The following is a 15659-nucleotide window of genomic DNA, read 5'->3' as shown; positions in this document are numbered from 1 at the left end:
GGTGAGTGATACAACACAGGGCGAAAAAAAGACTCAAAGTGAGCCAGTGCAGCAAAAGCTGCCACTGGCTTTTTTGCATGGCAAAGCCGTTGTAGATAAACCTGAAGATTTATACATTCCGCCCGATGCACTTGAAATTATTTTGGAAACCTTTGAAGGCCCGCTTGATTTACTGCTGTATTTAATAAAAAAGCACAAGTTAGATGTGCTCGAACTCTCTATTTTTAGCATTACTGAGCAATATGTCAGTTATGTAGAAATGATGAGTGAGTTTCAGTTAGAGCTTGCCGGTGAGTACTTAGTAATGGCAGCGTTATTGGCACAAATAAAATCGCGTCTGTTATTGCCTGTGCACGAGGAGCTCGAAGAAGAGGAAGACCCCCGCGCAGAACTGATCAAGCGTTTACAAGAATACGAGCAGTTTAAAAAAGCAGCCGAAAATATAGATGCCATCCCCCGTGTAGGCCGTGATATTTTTGTCGCACATGCAACTATGCCGGTTATTGAAAATACCGCTCAAAACCTGCCAGAGCTTGAGTTAAAAGATTTAATGTTAGCACTGAGCGACGTGATGGCGCGCGCCAAAACATTTGAGCATCACCAAGTGACCGCAGAAATCCTCTCTACCCGTGAGCGGATGAGCCAAATTTTAGCCCAGCTGAGTAACGCAAAAAAAGCGCTGCCGTTTAGCGATTTATTCACCCTTAGTGAAGGGCGAAGCGGTGTAGTGGTTAGCTTTATTGCTATGCTTGAGCTTATAAAAGAAGGCTTAATTAGCTGTTTGCAAGTCTCACCTGATAGCCTAATTTACATAAACCTTACTGACACGCCAAATAGCTAATTAGTAAAACTGTAGCTCAAGTTGTATGTGCGTATATGCACAGATGCTGTTTGTATACGCTATTTTAGTTTTTCTTCACCCTCTATATTCTTAAATTATTGAATTTAGAGGAACCCACATGTTTAAAAATACGCCCACATCTTATGGCCTTATTGCCATTATTTTACACTGGTTGATGGCTTTGACCGTGTTTGGTTTATTTGGCTTGGGCTTATACATGGTTGAGCTAACCTATTACGATAGCTGGTATAAAGGCTCATTGGATTTACATAAAAGTATAGGTATAACGCTCGCCGCAGTGCTTATTTTTAGAATTTTGTGGCGCGTATTCAGCCCCAAACCTCGCCCCCTTAGTCAAAATAAAACAGTAAACCACATTGCACATACCGCGCATATTGTTATGTACCTAATTTTAGCAGTAATTGTAGTGGCGGGTTATTTGATTTCTACCGCTGATGGCAGAGCAATCGCCGTTTTTTCGATATTTAATGTACCAGCTCTGGATTATAACTTCGATGGACAAGCCGATATTGCCGGAAAAATTCATTACTACGGTGCGTGTACATTAATTGGCTTGGCTGTTTTGCATGCACTGGGGGCATTAAAGCACCACTTTATTGATAAAGATAAAACCTTAACAAGAATGATCAAACCAAAGGAATACTAACATGAAAAAACGACTAGTAAGTGCAGCTCTATCGGGTGTAATGATGTTATCGGCCACTGCAAATGCAGCAGATTATGTAATTGATACGCAAGGGGCGCATGCATTTGTTACCTTTAAAATTAAGCATTTAGGCTACAGCTGGCTGCACGGGCGATTTAACCGTTTTGATGGCAGCTTCAGTTACGACGCTAAAGCGCAAACAGGGTCTAATATTTTAGTAAATATAGATACAGCAAGTTTAGACTCTAACCATGCTGAGCGTGATAAACACTTACGCGGTAAAGACTTTTTAAATGTAGATAAATACCCAACAGCAACATTTAAAAGCACCAATGTGAAATTTACCGATGATGATACAGCCACAGTAACGGGTGACTTTACTTTACATGGCGTAACTAAACGCATTACGTTTAAAATGGATAAAGTAGGTGAAGGGCAAGACCCTTGGGGTGGCTACCGTGCTGGTTTTGAGGGCGAAACCAGTTTAAAACTGACTGATTACGGCATTGATTATAATTTAGGCCCAGCGTCTACCCATGTTGATATTGGGCTGTCTATTGAAGGTGTGCGTAAATAATAAAGCGTAGATTAAATTAAAATGCCACTTTAGTTAGTGGCGTTTTTGTTTTTTGTAGCGTGAATTCTTGATTCTAATAAGGGTTTTAAATGTGGGGGCAACCAGCGTAACATTACTTGGTGGTATTGCTCGGTTTGCTTAATTTTTTTTAATTGCTCATCTAATAGTTGAATATTTTTAGCACCTTGTTCATTTTTAGTGCAGCCAATATAGCCATAACTTAACGGTGGCGCTTCAACAATCGCTCGCTGAGTTAGGTTTTCTTCAAAGTACATCGATTTAGCTAAGTAATGGTGCTCACTTGGGTAACCTAATAAAATATCTAAGCGCTTCAAATTGAGCATATAGGTAAGGCTGGCTAAACTATTTCGCGTTGGGCGAATAACAATATCAACATCGGGGGTGTTATTTATTACGCTGTCGAGTTGCTCGCCGTATGAGCGGTTCATAGATACACCTAATGTGAGCTTTTTTTCTGCTAGTAAATCCTGCAACGACACTGGCTCTGAGTTAGGCACTTCTAGTGAATGCGCCAAACCTTTATGCATAGCAATGGAAGGTGAAAGGCCCGTGGTTGAGCTTTGCTCGCTAAAGTGAATAAACTTTTCTCTAAATGCATTTTTATAAAGTGATAGGGCGCAATGTGTGGCTGATTTATTGGCTAGTTCTTGCGTTACTTTGCCAGAGGGGATAACAAGGCGATTAAACGTGATGTGCTCAAGTTGTTGCTCGAGTAAGGTTATAACGCTTTCATCACGCCCCTGGTGTTGGTATTTTCCATTTAAAATGTAATAGGGCGCAAAGTCGTGCGTTAGCCAGTTAATCGTGTGGGCGTAACTGACTGAAGAAATGCTTAAATATAAGGTGATACACAAAAATGCACGGAGCATTACTACAACTACCTAAAACAATGAAAGTATCGCTATTGTAGTCAATTAAGTGCAACAAAGTAAAATGCCAGCTACAAAGCTGGCACATTTTATTAACATTAACTGCTTAATCAGTTAATTGCTCGCAATGTTTAGTTGGCTTTTAACCATTTTACAAATTCGCGCGCTTCGCTTGCTTTTTGGAACATTGCGTTTTTCAAACCTTGTGTATCACTAAAAATAACACGTTGTTTGTTTACAGAAATTGATTGCACCGGATGGGCAATTTGGATCATAGATCCATTGTATTTATAAGACATAATAAAACTCACTTTATTCTTGTTATTTACTCTGCGCTATTTTTTATAGCCAAATGCAGTTAATAAATTAACGATGTTGTGTTTAGCTTCATTACAGTGTTGACGATCTTTATGACACTTTTGCGATGATATTAAAAAAATCATCAAGGTATTAATAGGGGTTCTCGCCGTACAATAACTTAGCTTTAAAATATACGTTTTGCGGGGCTTACTGGATCAGGGTAAAAAGGTTAACCGCGGTGGTTTTTAAGACCAGAGAAGAAAGGTAACCTAAATAAAAAATGTGTGCAAGCTATTTATTTAAAAATTATTTATACTTAATTTTATCAACTGCTTAAACGCATGGATTTTGACCTTAAAAAGGTAAGTATGAATTACATTATAGTCAGCGATATTTATGGTTTAACAGCCCCTTTAACGAGGTTGTTAGATATTATGCAAGCCAATACAGAGGTTATAGACCCCTACAAAGGAGAACTGCAACCCCTTGATAGTGAAAAGTATTATTATAATAAATTTATAAATTACTGTGGCCATGACAATTACGTAGCTAAGCTCTTAAATGTATTTAATAACCTTACAGAGCCAACAGCCTGTATAGGGTTTAGTGCAGGCGCAAGTTCCGCGTGGCGCGCGCAGTTATTAACAGGCAATCCACACCTAAAAAAGCTGATTGGCTTTTACCCTTCACAAATTAGAAATCATTTAGATATTGCGGCAAAAGTACCTTGTACGTTTATTTTTCCACATACCGAAATGCATTTTAATGTAGATGAAGTAATAAGTGCTTTAGCCAGTAAAAGCCAAGTTACGTGTAACAAAACACCGTTTTTACATGGTTTTATGAATGCTTACTCAACTAATTACAATGTAAAAGCATATAATGAGTATTGCGCACTTATTAAAAGCACTTAAAGTGTATTTAACTGCGTTTTAGTAATAACAGGAAAGTCGGTACGCGTATTATATTGCGCGTACAAGGTAGTAAAAATACTACTGCGTGAGAGCTTATCTAACTCTTTTATGAGCGTTTTAGCACTTGTGCGCGCAGCTCTGCAGCATAGTTGGTATTGTTTTATTATAGCGGCAACGCTTTTACCTTGTTTTTGAAGGGCTAAATCGGCTTCTACAAAAAATGCTGCCCCTGTCCAATAAACCCGCTGTTGTGCACGTTGCTTCCACATATCACTTGAAAGTTTATTAAGTGGCTGCTGCTTTGTTTTAGTTTGTAAGCGTGCTCGCTCAAACCCTGCGTTTAGGCGCTGAACAAATTGCGCTTGGCTAATTACACCGCTGTTGCGCATTATTACGTTTTGCATGTAACTGGCAAACCCCTCGCTTAACCAAAAGCCAGAGTAAGGCAGTAGTGGCAAATATAAATGTGAAAGCTCATGGTAAAGCGTCCAATCTTTTGTAAATGCATTTAAACTTGCGTAGCGGTCAATATGCAGCTCTAATCCATCGGGGTTATTTCGTTTTACGCTAGCCCATGGCACGGGTTCAAAAGCAAAATATTGTGGCTTTAAATTAATAGGGAGGATGCTTTGTTGCAATGGCCCTAAAGTATTTTGTGTTTTTTCAAGGCTTTGATTTACCCATGTAGCTACCGTTTTTTGACCCTTAGTCGTCAGTGCGTCTAAATTATGAATAACCACATCAACAGCTGAGGCTTTTAAAGAGCACATTAATAGCAATAACAGCCAAAATAACTTCATTTATACCTCCTAAATACGCGCTTAATACTAGACCCACTATTTACGTAATTAAGCACACGTAGTTCGTTATTTTTTTAACTAATATCAATTATAAAAAGCAAATTGCATACATGCTCAATCAAGCATGATTTAATCAGGTAACACTATTTTTAGTATAGGTATTAACCATGGCTTATCAGCATATTAAAATCCCTGAGCACGGACAAAATATTACTATTGATGCTAAAGGCCAATGGCATGTGCCTGTAAACCCTATTATTGCTTATATTAATGGTGACGGGGTTGGGCAAGAGGTCACACCTGCCATGCAGCATGTGGTGAATAATGCTATTACACACTGTTATGCAAAGGAGCGAAAAATTCACTGGATGCAAGTATATAACGGCGAGCAAGCAGCAAAATTATATGATGGTGATTGGTTCCCAGAGGAGACTATTAACGCAGTACGTGCGTGCAAAATAGCAATTAAAGGGCCATTAACTACACCTCTTGGCGGCGGTTTTCGCTCATTAAATGTGGCGCTAAGACACGAAATGGATTTATTTGTAAATATGCGCACTGTTAAAGGGCTAAGTGCGTTGCCATCGCCGTTAAAAAATCCATTTTTAACTAACATAACAGTGCTGCGTGATAGCAGCGAAGATGTATATTCAGGAATAGAGTGGCAAGCTGGCAGCGTAGAGAGCGAGAAAATGCTCGACTTTTTATGTGAAGAAATGGGAGTAACGCGCCTAAGGTTTTCTCAAGAGTGTGGCATAGGTATAAAAAATATATCTAAAGAAGGCTCCGAGCGCCTAGTACGCTATGCAATTAATTATGCCCTTAAAAATAACAGCGAATCGTTAACGCTTGTGCATAAAGGAAATGTACTTAAATTTACCGATGGTGCCTTTAAACGTTGGGGGTTTGCCTTAGCCCAAAATGAGTTTAACGCTACCCCACACGAAAACGGACGCTGGCTTGAAATAGCACGCGCTAATAAATCGCCTTTAATTATTAAAGAAGTGATAGCCGATAACATGCTGCAACAATGTTTAATGAACCCAGATCAATTTGATGTGGTGGCAACCACAAACCAAAATGGCGATTTTTTAGCTGATATGCTCAGCGCACAAGTTGGCGGAGTGGGCATTATGCCGGCTGCTAATTTAAATAACGATGTGGCATTTTTTGAACCAACCCATGGCACGTTTGAGAGAATAGCAGGGCAAAACAAAGCAAACCCAAGTAGCAGTATTTTAAGTGCCGTTTTAATGCTTAAATTTATGGGCTGGGATGAGGCGGCAACGCTGATTGAACAAGCGCTCGAACAAGCACTCAAAAGCGGTAATGTAACCTTTGATTTAGCGCAAAATATTAATAACTCGACAACCCTAAGCTGCAGTGATTTTGCACAAAAGGTTATCGAGTATTTTTAAGCAACTCCATTACTAGGCCGCTGTGGCTGTTTTTGCCTTGTGTACACATGGGCGATTAGTAAGCTGTGCAGCGCGGTGGTAAATATCGTGTGCATTAGGTTCATCGCACTGAGTACCGCTAAGCGTATCCATTAATGCAACTACAATAATAGCCGGTACTTGGCAGCAGTATTCATCAAGTACTGCCTCGGTTGTTTGTGCATCTACATGGCAAAGCGGGTGGTTTTTACGCTGGTACGCATGCAGTAGCGTATCTACTTCTAAAATGTCATCCGGTTGGTGCTTTGTTTTACGGCATTTACAACCAAACTCATCAACCAAGGTAGCAAGTGCTTGGTATGTCTCAGCGGCATTGGTTTTAGTGCATAACTGCTGGGTAATAAACTGATGTAAATTAGCGTCAATAAATAACCCGTCTTGTTGTGTGAAGCTTGATGTTGTCATAATCATTACTCTTAGTTTGTTGGCTTAACTTCACTTTAGCGCTAAGTGTATTATTAATGAAATTGTTGTTTTCAATAACTGACATTGATTTTATCAATAGTAAATAACAACTAACCAAAAACCACCTAGCATGCTTATTTAAAGTGGTGCAAAAACCTATAAAAATGCACAAAACTGGGACACACTAAATAATAATCAAAAGCATAGTTTAATTAAGTATTTGATTTTAATTGTTTTTTATTTTTGTGGTGGGTTGGCATCAAGGTTGCTAAATATAAAGGGTAGGGTTCACTCCTATTTCTACGATTTCAAAAGCGCCATGGTATTTTCCCAAAGTTGAATACCCTGGCGCTTTTTTATTTGAGCATTCATTTTATTTAACTGCAGTAATATTAAACTTTAATAAAGTAGAGAATGGTTCTCAAAATAGCGCTGACAATAAGCTGCAAATACCTATACCGCCAAACATAACACTCCTCGCAATTATCGATGCACTATCCATTTGTATAAATCTGTTTCTTTAATAATGCTTTAAGTGGCAACCGACATAGCTAGCTTTTCTATACCATGTGACGGTGTCCATCTTTTAAACTCTACAAAGCCATGCTTTTTATATAAATTTATTGCAGGAGTATTAGCAACCGCAGTCTCAACTCTTGCATAAGATAAATCACTCATTTTTAAAACATAATTTATTAGCTTACTTGCGATACCTTTTTTAAAATAACTAGGGTCAACAGTTAAGCTGCATATATCTAAACACTGGCTGTTTGTATCTACTTCAATAACCGCTGCTAAACATTGATTTTCGATGAAGCCATAAAAGGTTGTTTCTGACTTTTTAATATCTTCAGTATTACGTGCCAAAGGAGGAAAGTTAAGTGCCTCTATCAAACTAGCTTCGATAGCATAGGACTTTTGAAAGACAGTAAAAATTATATTTGCTATCTCGGTATTCTTATTATTAAGTTTGTTGATCATTGTATTCTTCTGCAAAAAGTTGAGCGAAAACATCATGCCAATTTTTGAAAACGCTAGCGCCTGATGAGCTGGGAATAACAAACTACCTATCAGCAATTGTTTTAGCAAACTCAAGCAACTCACGGCGTAACCACTGGTGTGCGGGAGCATGGTGAAGTAGTGGGCTCCATATCATTTTTACCTCAATAGGGACTATTTGAAACGGTACTGGGCTAATGACTAAATCGGTATGCGTGGTTAATAATTTAGCCTGCCTGCGCGGTAAGGTGGCAATAAGTTGCTCTGATTGGCATAGCAAACTTGCAATCATGTAGTGGCGTGTAAACACCCGTATTTTACGCGTTTGTTCTAGCTGCCAAAGTGCTTCATCTACCCAGCCTAGTTTTTGCTTGCCTGACTTATTGGTAACGGCGGCTTCTGGCCCCCAGCCTGCACGGTTTACCCAAACATGTTCTTTTTGCAGATAATCTTCAAGGCTTGAATGCTGTAAAAAGGTATTTTTAGGGTGGGTTAAACAGCAGTAATTATCGCGCCAAACACTGGCTTGATGAAACGAGCGAGGCAAGCCATTAAAACGGTTTATGGCTAAATCAATAGTCCCTTTTTCCATATCTTGTAGGTTTACATCGCTTGGACTCAGTACATCAAAATTAACCCCCGGGTTTTTAGTTAACTGCTCAGTAATAAAGGGGGCAATTAAGGTCGACTCCATGTAGTCGTTTGCCATTATTCTAAAAGTCACCTCTGCCGTTGCTGGGTTAAATTGCTCACTGGGCTGAGTAATCGCCTCTGCCATTTTTAAAAGAGACTCTATTTCAGGCTTTAAGCTAAGTGCTTTGCTGGTGGGGGTCATAGAGCCTGCGGCACGCACAAGTAGTGGGTCGTCAAATAAATCACGTAATCGTTTAAGTGCGTTACTCATCGCAGGTTGTGTTAGTGCGAGTTTATTAGCCGCTTTTGAAACACTTTTTTCATCAATGAGCACATTTAAGTACACTAATAAGTTGAGATCGACGTTACGTATATTCATATGATCAATTTTATTTATATGCTTTATTAATTACCTAAATTAAAGCCTGCTTGCTAAGGTGTAAACAATTAATAAAAAATAACCGCTATAAGTGGTAAAAATAAAAGTGTTGTAACCATGTCAAAATCGTTAACTAATCAGACCAATAATGCGCTACAGCAAGTTATTGCTACTAAGTTGGCCCGCGCTGTTTTTGCAGGCTTTGAAGCAATGTTTGCGCAGTTTTTAAATATTACCCTAGGTGCGCAAAGCCGGTTTGAACAACAAAAATATCACGATGTGCAAACTGCCATGCGCGAACGCTTACAAGTGTACGAACGTGAAGTAAAAAATGTCAGTGAAGCTGTGAGAGTTATTGCTTACGCTGAACTGACTTGTCCGCAAACATGGCAACTAGCTAAAAATATATACGGCGATATGGTGCAAAATCATGAAAACAAACCTATAGCACATACCTTTTTTAATTCTACCTTTGGTGCAATTTGGGACGATAAAAAAATTCGTACCGTACATTTGTTTGTATTAAAAGCAAAATACAGAAGCGAGCCGCGTTCGTATGAAAATTTAGTAAGCAGAATATCGTTTAAAGATGGGTTTAACCACGCTGTAAAAACGCTCATTACCCGCCAACCATTTAGAGTGCCTTTTAGTCATTTAGACGCCGATTTACAGGCATTGCAAACAACGTTAATGGCCGGTGCAAAGCAACAATGCAAACAAGTGTATGAGCTTATAAATTTAAACGACGGGTTTATAGAATACGCAAATTCATTATTTTTTAGAAACAAAGCCTGCTACTTAATAGGGCGCTGTATCGCTAAAAATGGCGATAATATGCCTTTTGCTATCGCCATATTAAATACTAATAAAGGGTTAAAGCTTGATGCCGTAATGATGGGCGCCGATCAGTTAAGTTTACTGTTTGGTTTTGCTCGTACCTATTTTATGGTTGATACCGACCAACCCGCGCGTTACGTAGATTACTTAAGCGTGCTGATGCCTCATAAAAAACGCTTTGAGTTATTTAACGCCATTGGCTTTATTAAGCACGCTAAAACAGAGTTTTATCGTTACAAAGTTGATACCACTAAGAATAGCCCTACTAATTTTAAATACGTGACAGCACCAGGTACTCCCGGCATGGTTATGCTGGTATTTACCATTGAAGGGCTAGACTACGTTTATAAAGTAATAAAAGATAAATTTAGTGCACCAAAAACAGCCACCAAAGCGCAAGTAAAAGCCAAGTACAACTTTGTAAAGCAAGCCGACCGAGTAGGGCGCTTAGTAGATACACACGAATTTAGGTATTTAGCGTTCGACCTCAGCCGCTTTAGCGACGAGTTACTTAAGCAAATGAAATCACAAATTGGCAGCAGCATGGTTATATCGGGTAAGGCGCTTATTTTAAAGCATGTGTATGTTGAGCGAAAAATGACGCCGCTTAATTTATACATTAATCACTGCTCTAACAAAGCATTACAACAGGTTATGACCGACTACGGTAAAGCGATTAAAGACTTAGCCGGCGCAAATATATTCCCAGGCGATATGCTAATGAAAAACTTTGGCGTAACCCGTTGGGGGCGCGTTGTTTTTTACGACTTTGATGAAATTTGCCCATTGACTGATTGCCACTTTAGAGATGTACCTAGCGCACAAAACGACCTAGAGGAGCTAAGCGCCAACAGTTATTTTGATATAGCAGAAAACGATATTTTCCCCAGTCAGTTTAAGGTGTTTTTTAGTGCAAACGAAACGGCATTTAACTATTTTAACTGCGAACATAACGATCTGTTTTTAGCCGATTTTTGGCAAGCTTGCCAACAACAAATTAAATCAGGCTTTTTACCTGACGTATACCCGTATAAACAAAGCTGGCGGTTTAAATAAAAATAACTAACCCCATGTCTAGCTAGGGCCTGTTTATCTTTCGAGGTTAAATTTGCAGCCGTCTGTTTGGTAATTAGGCAAGGCAGAGCCTATGTAGTGTGGTTGTTCCCCATAAACAGGCGATAACGTAGCATAAATGCTAAACAGGCGCTGCCCGAAGGGTTTCTGCCTAGGGGCCATTTACTCTTTGTTGCCTACATGGATGTAGGTAAGGGGCGTGAGCAGGACGCGGAAGCTTTGCTCGGTTTTTACTTAGCCCACTAGGTTACAAACCTCGCGCCGCGATTAAATGGCCCTAGATTGAACAAATTTTAATCCTGAAAGGTTAACAGGCCCTAATTAAAAGGCTAAATACGGAGCATTAATGAAATATATTTCTCATAAGGGTGGCACCCTTGCATTTAGTGAAACCGATAAACCGGTTTTAAAAAGCCACGAAGTGCTAGTAAAAGTGTCTGCTATAGGTGTAAATCGCGCTGATTGCATGCAGCGCCAAGGTAAATACCCAGCGCCAGCTGGGGATAGCCCCATTTTAGGTTTAGAGTGCGCAGGCACAGTGGTTGAGCTTGGTTTTGATGTTGATAAAAGTTGGCTTAATAAACGTATTTTTAGCTTGTGCGCAGGCGGGGCTTACAGCGAATACGTTGCCGTAGATGCTAAACAATTAATGGTATTGCCAGATGATTTAACCATGGTTGAAGGTGCAGCTATTAGCGAAGTGTACCTAACAGCATTTGGTGCGCTTTTTGAACTGGGTAAATTACAACAAGGCCAAACAGCGCTTATTCATGCAGGGGCAAGTGGTGTAGGCGGTGCGGCTATTCAAATGGCTAAAAGTGCAGGTGCAACGGTGGTTATTACTGCCGGCTCAGATGAAAAATGCGAGCATGCAAAAGCCCTTGGCGCCGATCATGCCATTAATTACAAAACAACTGACTTTGTAGAATATATGCAAGCAAATGAGCTTTTAGCAAATGCAATTGTAGACCCTGTTTCGGGCAGTTATTTAAATAAAAATGCGGCTATTGCAGCCATGGATTGCCAAATTATTATGCTCGCTTTTTTAGATGGGCGTTTTGCTGAGGTTGATTTTGCAGCGCTATTACGCAAACGTATTTCGTTTCATGCATCAACACTTAGAAACCGTAGCATTGAGTTTAAACGTCAATTACGCGATGACTTAGTTGCGCGTTTTTACAATGATATTGCTACTAAAAAGTACGACTTTAACGTTTATAAAACATTACCGTGGAGCGATGCAAACGAAGCGCATGCTATTTTAGAGCGTAATGAAAATGCCGGTAAAGTGGTATTACTTGTAGAATAACCACCCAATGTAACACTGAGGCGTGTGTTGGCGTTGTTAATGCATGGCTCAGCTAATATAATTTAGTAAATATAAAATACGTACAAAACACACAAGGTTAAAAATGAACCCAATACTAGCAATACTTAAAGAGCACAATGTAAGCGACGAAAAAGTAAAAGCATTGTTCGAAGCCTTTACACAAAACCCAATGATGGCAATGGCATTAGTACAAGAGCTTGGTATTCCGCCTGAAAAACTACAGCAGTTAATGGCCGTGGTGATGACTCAGCCGCACTTAATTAAAGAAGCCACCGACGAACTAGGCCTAGACTTTGAAAAAGTAAAAGAAGCGAAAGACAAGCTAAACCAGCAATAAGCTTCACAAATTACTCCTTACCAAGGCATAAGCCTTGGTAATTCTACCTAAAATCACCACACTTTTTGTTACATTATTCATTGAACTGCTTGGTATTAAGCTAGTCATACTATTACTTATGATAGGTAGGGACTAGGTATGAAGCCACTTTATAAATTTTGGAAAAATAACCGTTCGTTAATTTTATTTATTGCGCTGATGAGCGTGTTTAGAAGCGCAGTTGCCGATTGGTATGAAGTACCGACAGGCTCGATGAAACCCACCATCTTAGAAGGCGACAGAATCTTAACCGATAAAATGGCTTATGATATACGCATCCCTTTTACGCATATTCCTTTAGTTAAATTAGCCGACCCACAAACAGGCGATATTATTGTATTTGACTCACAAGCTGCTGATAACCGGTTAATTAAACGCGTAATTGGTGTGCCAGGCGATACGGTAGCGCTTTATAACAACGAGCTAGAAATTAATGGCGTTAAACTTAAATACAATAACTTGCAAAGCAATATTGACTCTTTAGATAAAATAGAAGATTTAAATGGCCACAAACACACGATTCGTGTTGCGCATACGCCTTCGCAGCTATCGGGTTTTAATAAAATAACTATTCCTGAAGATTATTATTTAGCAATGGGTGATAACCGCGACCACAGTGCTGACTCGCGTGTTATTGGTTTAATCCCCCGCAGCGAACTACTTGGCAAAGCAGAGCGCATTATTGTGTCGCTTGATTACGACGATTATTACTTACCTCGTAAAAACCGCTTTTTAAAACCCTTACTTTAAGGCGGTTTTGGGCGCTAACCACACGCCCGATGTTAATCGCTTAGCTCTACAATTTTTTGCGCAATATTATAAAGCGAGCAGTGCGAGTCCATTGCTTGCTTTTGCAACTTTTTATGAGCTTGCTCTTCGCTAAGGCTTAGCTGCTCTATTAAAATATACTTTGCCTGATGTATTATTTTTTGTTCTGTTATTACCCGTTTAGCATCAACTAAAGCCTGGTTTATTTGCTTAATATGTTGGCTTTGCTCCATGATTAGGTCGTACATGCTTTTATTACTATTGAGTTTATTAGCAGCGGTATTTTGGGGGGTATTTTGTTTAAACGCGAGTTGGCCGTCGGTCATTGGCATGTATTGTTCTTCAAGGCTGCTTATAACCTGTTTATTTGAATTTAAAGTGCGCTGCGCCTGAGCAATTTGCATTGCTGCAGAGTCAATAAGGTAGTCACTGAGGTTTTGCTCAATTTTGTGCATAATATCGATACGCGTTGTTGTTACCTCGTACCACACCTCACTAAGCTGAGAAAGCGGCTGCGCATTTTCGTCATCTAAATTTTGTAAAAGCCCGCGTAGCTGATCCACTTGCTTATTTACGGGGTGATCAGTTAACGAGCGATAGCATTTTAATACGTGTTCGTCGGCGTATTCGTTAAAAAACGTAAAGCTGTGGTGCTGTTGTTGAACAAAATGAGCAAGCTGTTGTTTTTGCTCCATGGTAAACTTACTTGATGCAAACGCTTGCGCGCCACAGGCACGTTCTTGTCCGGCGTATTCTTTACCTTGCATAAAATTAAAATAAGCCACTAGCAATCGTGTAACGCGCGGGTCGCTTGCGCCATCGGCGGCTTCTAAAATTATATTTAGCAAACACGAAATAAGCTGCGTATACGATTGAGTTGCATGCACAGGGGTAATTTTTTGATTTGCTATTTGTTGTCGCAGCTCTGGCAGCGCCTCTAACGATTGCAAACTATGGGTAATTAAATTGTACAAACGGGTGTGGCCCGTATCGGCGTTATCGGTAATAAAGGTCGTTTTAATTGAGTGGTAAAACTGCGTTTGCGTTTGCTCTGTTAAGCTAATTTGTTGTTTTAACTGCGAAGCAAAACGTTTGCGATTAGAGGCTAAGTAAATATTGCTCATGCCACGCTCTTTTTGTAACTGGTGTATAAAATCGCCCAGTTTAGTAAGCGATGCACAGCTTTTTTGAAGCTGTTTTAAGGCATGAATTTCTTGGTATTTTGCTGCTAATAAAAACTGTTTTGTGAGAGGATTGCTCGATAACATAGGACTTGTTCCACACTTTTTTGTATATAAAGTGCAACCACTGTTCCAATCATTTAAAAAATTTTCGATTGAATTTAAAATTAAATTAAAACAGCTGCTTAAAGCCATACTTGTTATTTGTTCCCATTTTAGCTTATCTGTCCTTATTACAGGAATAAACCTTTTTGGTGCAAAAATAGTTGTTTTTGCACTCGATTGCGCCCTTCATGAATTAGGGGAAAAAAGTGTTTACTCTGTAAACTGCACAGAGCAAACACCAGAGGGGGAATTTATGCGTTACTACATTGCAGCAACGCTGGGCTGATAGCCATTTGATGATTTATTACCTCGCCAACCATAATTAGCGTAGGGCCTGTTAATGTATGCACCGCACTTTCGCTAATAATTTGCCCAAGCGTGCTGGTTATTATTTTTTGCTGGTTGGTGGTGGCATTTTCTATCAATGCGATAGGGGTTGTTTTAGGCCAGCCAACCGATTGCAAACCAGTACTTAATGCGTTTAAACGTCCTAAACCCATATAGACGACTAGCGTGGGGTTGTTAGAGCCTTGTACATAGGTGTAGTTGTGCCAATTAGGGAGTTTATTAGGATCGGCAAATTGCGCCGTTAAAAATGTAACACTTCGGGCCACATCACGAGCAGTAAGCGGTATGCCGGTATAAGCCGAGGCTGCACACGCGGTGGTAACGCCCGGGACAATAGCAAAATTAATATTATGCTCTGATAGGGCGTTGGCTTCTTCATTAATACGCGCAAAAATACTCGGATCGCCACCTTTTAAACGAACAACTTTAAACCCTTGTTGTGCGTATTTTACTAATAGGTCACTAATGGCAGCTTGTGGCATAGAGTGCTTGCTTGCGCGTTTACCTACATACACTCGCTGCGCATGTTTAGGCAGTGTATTTAAAAGCGCTTCACTAACTAGGCTGTCGTACAATACCACGTCGGCTGCTGCAATCAGGCGCTGCGCTTTTACAGTTATAAGCTCAGCATCGCCCGGGCCTGCCCCTATTAAATACACGTGGCCGTTTTTTTGATGTTTAGCTTTGTGCTTTGCATCTTGAGTGAGTTTATTAACAAACTTGTTTAGCCATGGGCTTTCAATACCCGAAAAATACGAAAGAACACTCATTTTATTGC

The 15659-nt window shown here is 39.8% G+C and carries 17 protein-coding genes; 9 read left to right on the top strand and 8 right to left on the bottom strand.

The features are described from left to right. The first annotated feature begins 1 nt into the window (after position 1). The 3 genes from MTF68_RS03000 to MTF68_RS02990 all read left to right on the top strand — a co-directional run bounded on the left by MTF68_RS03000 (position 2) and on the right by MTF68_RS02990 (position 2085). Positions 2 to 841 carry a ScpA family protein gene (locus MTF68_RS03000; protein WP_248461628.1) on the top strand — a complete coding sequence of 280 codons (840 nt, stop codon included), beginning with the start codon at positions 2 to 4 and terminating at the stop codon, positions 839 to 841. A gap of 118 nt (positions 842 to 959) precedes the next feature. Next, complete coding sequence (locus tag MTF68_RS02995) at positions 960 to 1508, top strand: cytochrome b (protein WP_055255702.1); 549 nt, start codon at positions 960 to 962, stop codon at positions 1506 to 1508. 1 nt (position 1509) lies between these two features. Next, positions 1510 to 2085, top strand: coding sequence for a YceI family protein (locus tag MTF68_RS02990; protein ID WP_248461627.1), 576 nt, complete (start codon positions 1510 to 1512; stop codon positions 2083 to 2085). Between the two features lie 29 nt (positions 2086 to 2114). On the opposite strand, the gene MTF68_RS02985 is transcribed toward MTF68_RS02990, so the two are convergent. Continuing rightward, positions 2115 to 2975 (bottom strand): transporter substrate-binding domain-containing protein, encoded by an 861-nt coding sequence (locus tag MTF68_RS02985; protein WP_029772692.1) that lies wholly within the window; start codon positions 2973 to 2975, stop codon positions 2115 to 2117. A 131-nt stretch (positions 2976 to 3106) separates the two neighbouring features. After that, positions 3107 to 3274, bottom strand: a complete 168-nt coding sequence (locus MTF68_RS02980; protein WP_024033460.1) for a hypothetical protein — start codon at positions 3272 to 3274, stop codon at positions 3107 to 3109. A gap of 369 nt (positions 3275 to 3643) precedes the next feature. Here MTF68_RS02980 and MTF68_RS02975 point away from each other — a divergent pair, with 369 nt between their 5' ends. Beyond that, on the top strand, positions 3644 to 4189 hold the full coding sequence (locus MTF68_RS02975) for a dienelactone hydrolase family protein (protein ID WP_248461626.1): 546 nt from the start codon (positions 3644 to 3646) through the stop codon (positions 4187 to 4189). Here the strand turns inward: MTF68_RS02975 and MTF68_RS02970 are convergent. Beyond that, positions 4186 to 4989 carry a hypothetical protein gene (locus MTF68_RS02970; RefSeq protein ID WP_064385014.1) on the bottom strand — a complete coding sequence of 268 codons (804 nt, stop codon included), beginning with the start codon at positions 4987 to 4989 and terminating at the stop codon, positions 4186 to 4188. The genes MTF68_RS02975 and MTF68_RS02970 overlap by 4 nt on opposite strands. 167 nt (positions 4990 to 5156) lie before the next feature. Here MTF68_RS02970 and icd point away from each other — a divergent pair, with 167 nt between their 5' ends. Next, entirely contained in the window at positions 5157 to 6407 is a 1251-nt protein-coding gene (gene icd, locus MTF68_RS02965) for an NADP-dependent isocitrate dehydrogenase (RefSeq protein ID WP_248461625.1), read from the top strand. A 12-nt stretch (positions 6408 to 6419) separates the two neighbouring features. Here the strand turns inward: icd and MTF68_RS02960 are convergent, their stop codons facing one another. The 3 genes from MTF68_RS02960 to MTF68_RS02950 form a co-directional block, all read right to left on the bottom strand. After that, entirely contained in the window at positions 6420 to 6851 is a 432-nt protein-coding gene (locus MTF68_RS02960; RefSeq protein WP_004586781.1) for a hypothetical protein, read from the bottom strand. A gap of 531 nt (positions 6852 to 7382) precedes the next feature. Continuing rightward, positions 7383 to 7832 (bottom strand): N-acetyltransferase, encoded by a 450-nt coding sequence (locus MTF68_RS02955; protein ID WP_248461624.1) that lies wholly within the window; start codon positions 7830 to 7832, stop codon positions 7383 to 7385. An 82-nt stretch (positions 7833 to 7914) separates the two neighbouring features. Beyond that, positions 7915 to 8862 carry a LysR family transcriptional regulator gene (locus MTF68_RS02950; protein ID WP_055255714.1) on the bottom strand — a complete coding sequence of 316 codons (948 nt, stop codon included), beginning with the start codon at positions 8860 to 8862 and terminating at the stop codon, positions 7915 to 7917. A gap of 117 nt (positions 8863 to 8979) precedes the next feature. Between MTF68_RS02950 and aceK the strand changes: the two genes are divergently transcribed. From aceK to lepB, 4 genes are all read left to right on the top strand, one after another. Next, entirely contained in the window at positions 8980 to 10755 is a 1776-nt protein-coding gene (gene aceK, locus MTF68_RS02945; protein WP_248461623.1) for a bifunctional isocitrate dehydrogenase kinase/phosphatase, read from the top strand. Between the two features lie 364 nt (positions 10756 to 11119). Then, positions 11120 to 12082 carry a zinc-binding dehydrogenase gene (locus MTF68_RS02940; protein WP_121637576.1) on the top strand — a complete coding sequence of 321 codons (963 nt, stop codon included), beginning with the start codon at positions 11120 to 11122 and terminating at the stop codon, positions 12080 to 12082. Positions 12083 to 12185: 103 nt separating this feature from the next. Beyond that, positions 12186 to 12440, top strand: coding sequence for a DUF2999 family protein (locus tag MTF68_RS02935; RefSeq protein WP_004586776.1), 255 nt, complete (start codon positions 12186 to 12188; stop codon positions 12438 to 12440). Between the two features lie 138 nt (positions 12441 to 12578). Continuing rightward, on the top strand, positions 12579 to 13229 hold the full coding sequence (gene lepB / locus MTF68_RS02930) for a signal peptidase I (RefSeq protein WP_004586775.1): 651 nt from the start codon (positions 12579 to 12581) through the stop codon (positions 13227 to 13229). A 32-nt stretch (positions 13230 to 13261) separates the two neighbouring features. On the opposite strand, the gene MTF68_RS02925 is transcribed toward lepB, so the two are convergent. Both MTF68_RS02925 and cobA read right to left on the bottom strand, forming a co-directional pair. Continuing rightward, the gene (locus MTF68_RS02925) at positions 13262 to 14515 is read right to left on the bottom strand and encodes a nitrate regulatory protein (protein ID WP_121638210.1); all 1254 of its coding nucleotides are present in this window, start codon (positions 14513 to 14515) and stop codon (positions 13262 to 13264) included. Positions 14516 to 14784: 269 nt separating this feature from the next. After that, positions 14785 to 15651, bottom strand: coding sequence for a uroporphyrinogen-III C-methyltransferase (gene cobA, locus MTF68_RS02920; protein WP_248461622.1), 867 nt, complete (start codon positions 15649 to 15651; stop codon positions 14785 to 14787). Between the last annotated feature and the right edge of the window lie 8 nt (positions 15652 to 15659).

The sequence above is a fragment of the Pseudoalteromonas sp. 2CM37A genome (assembly GCF_023161885.1).
GTDB classification, from domain to species: Bacteria; Pseudomonadota; Gammaproteobacteria; order Enterobacterales; family Alteromonadaceae; genus Pseudoalteromonas; species Pseudoalteromonas atlantica.
The sequence above is the reverse complement of the archived record's forward strand: the minus strand, read 5'-3'. Positions and strand labels throughout refer to the sequence as shown.